At 74.8% G+C, this 2,155-nt stretch carries 1 protein-coding gene and 2 pseudogenes; 1 reads left to right on the top strand and 2 read right to left on the bottom strand.

Translation table 11 applies throughout. The features are described from left to right. Both E1258_RS32135 and E1258_RS32130 read right to left on the bottom strand, forming a co-directional pair. Positions 1-356, bottom strand: a pseudogene (locus E1258_RS32135) (glycoside hydrolase); the annotation flags it as partial. Positions 357-413: 57 nt separating this feature from the next. After that, positions 414-1,511 (bottom strand): mandelate racemase/muconate lactonizing enzyme family protein, encoded by a 1,098-nt coding sequence (locus E1258_RS32130; RefSeq protein WP_132407674.1) that lies wholly within the window; start codon positions 1,509-1,511, stop codon positions 414-416. Positions 1,512-1,555: 44 nt separating this feature from the next. Here E1258_RS32130 and E1258_RS32125 point away from each other — a divergent pair. Further along, positions 1,556-2,155 (top strand): annotated as a pseudogene (locus E1258_RS32125) (tyrosine-protein phosphatase); the annotation flags it as partial.

Genomic DNA, 2,155 nt, shown 5'->3' with positions numbered 1-2,155 from the left:
ACCCAGGGGGCGGCCGGGAGAACCGGGGCGTCGGCGGGTTGCGGGGCGAGTTGGCCCGTGGGCAGCCAGCCGGGGTAGCCGCGCGGGTCGAGCTGGGCCGCCGGTTGCTCGATGGCCACGACGTGTGCCCAGCCGTCCGGGCGCAGCTCGGTGACCATTACCCGTTCGCCGAGCAGCAGTTGGCTCAGCACGCACTCGCCGACCTGCTGGTCGGCGTCCATGCCGGAGATCCAGGCGGCGACGTCGGCATGCGCGTCGAGGGCGGGGCGGTCGACGGGGCGCACCGCCTCGGGGCAGGACCAGAGGGTCGCGACCGCGACCCGGACGACGGCCACGCGGCCTGGTTGCAGCTCCACGTCCACCCCCAGCTCGCGGCGTCCCTGCCGCGACCCTATGAAAGAAAGCGCCAGGGCTCAACCCAACGTCTGAACCTTTGCTTCAGGTGCGAAGGTGATGCCGAGGCCGGGCGCGTCCGGCAGCACCACGCTCGCCCCGTCGTACCGGATGCCGCCACGCACGGGCGACCAGGCCAGCCACCAGGCGGCGTCGAGGTCGGAGACGGCGCTGGTCCCGTACGCGGCGACCAGGCTGGCTGCGGCGCCGAGCCCGACCTGGCTCTCCATCATCGAGCCGACTATGGTGCCGATTCCGTGCTCGGCCGCCAGGTCCAGCAGCGTGCGGGCGGCGTGCAGTCCACCGCACTTGGCCAGCTTGACGTTGACCATGTCGGCGGCGCGGCGGCGGATCACCTCCACCAGGTCGCGCACGCCGAACACCGACTCGTCGGCCAGGACCGGCAGGCCGACCCGGTCACTGACCCAGGCCAGCCCGTCGAGGTCCCAGCGGGCCACCGGCTGCTCCACCAGTTCGACGTCGAGTCCGGCGTCCTCGATGCCGCGGATCACCCGGACCGCCTCGCGGGGGGTCCAGCCCTGGTTGGCGTCGAGCCGGATGCGCACGTCGGGGCCGACGGCGGCCCGGACCGCCCGGACCCGCTCCAGGTCGCCCGCCGCGTCGGTGCCCACCTTCAGCTTGAGCACGGAGAACCCCTCGCCCCACCGCTGCCGGGCGGCGGCGGCCAGTTCGGTGGCGTCGCCCGCGGCGAGGGTGACGTCCGTCGGCACCCGCAGTGTGGTGCCGCCGAGCAGTCGCACCAGGGGTATGCCCAGCCGGCGCGCGGCCAGGTCGTGCAGCGCGGTGTCCACCGCCGCCTTGGCGGCCTCGTTGCCGGCCACCGCGCGCCGTACCTCGGCGCACCGGGCGGCGAGGTCGTCGGCGTCCCGGCCGGCCAGGCCCGGCACGAGCATCTCCCGTACGCACGCCTCGGCGCCGGCCAGCGACGCCCCGGTCACCTGCCACACCTGCGGGGCCTCGCCGAAGCCGGACCGCCCGTCGCTGTCGACGAGCTCCACGATCAGGGTGTCCGTGGTGGTGGTACGGCGCAGCGCGGTCACGAACGGGGTGTGCAGGGGCGCGGACAGCCGGTGGGTGCGTACCGCGGTGATCGTCATGTGCGGCACCCTATAGGGGGCGTGGCGACGACAGGGGAGGCCGGATGGGCGGGCGAGACTGGGAGCTGGTGGGTGCGCCGAACGCGCGTGACCTCGGCGGCATGGTGGGGGCCGACGGCCGCCGGGTGCGGGCGGGCCGGCTGATTCGGACTCCGGCGCTGGGCCGGTTGACCGACGACGACCTGCCGGTGCTGGGGAAGCTCGCCCCGGCGTGCGTGGTGGACCTGCGCGACGACTCGGAGATCGCGGCGGCCCCGCCGAACCGGTTGCCCGGCGAGCCCCGGGTGGTGCGCCTGCCGGTGTACGACCCGGCGCACCCGGTCTTCACGGCCGTGTCGGAGGTGCTGCTCGGGCACGACCTGCGCGCCGAGACGGCGCTGGCCCTACAGGGCAGCCCGGCGGCGATGGCGGAGATCTACCGCTGGTTCGTCACGGGGGTGGCGGCCGGGCGGGCTTCGGCGGGGCGGCCCGGCTGGCCGCCGACGCGGGCAACCTGCCGCTGTTGTTCCACTGCTCGGCCGGCAAGGACCGTACTGGCTGGCTGTCGGTGGTGCTGCTCACCGCGCTGGGGGTGGACGAGGCGGCGATCCGGGCGGACTATCTGCAGACCAACGCGCAGACGGAGAGCCTCAAGGAAGTCGTCC

The organism is Micromonospora sp. KC207 (assembly GCF_004348615.1).
Taxonomy (GTDB): domain Bacteria; phylum Actinomycetota; class Actinomycetes; order Mycobacteriales; family Micromonosporaceae; genus Micromonospora.
This window is presented reverse-complemented; position numbering and strand designations above follow the sequence as displayed.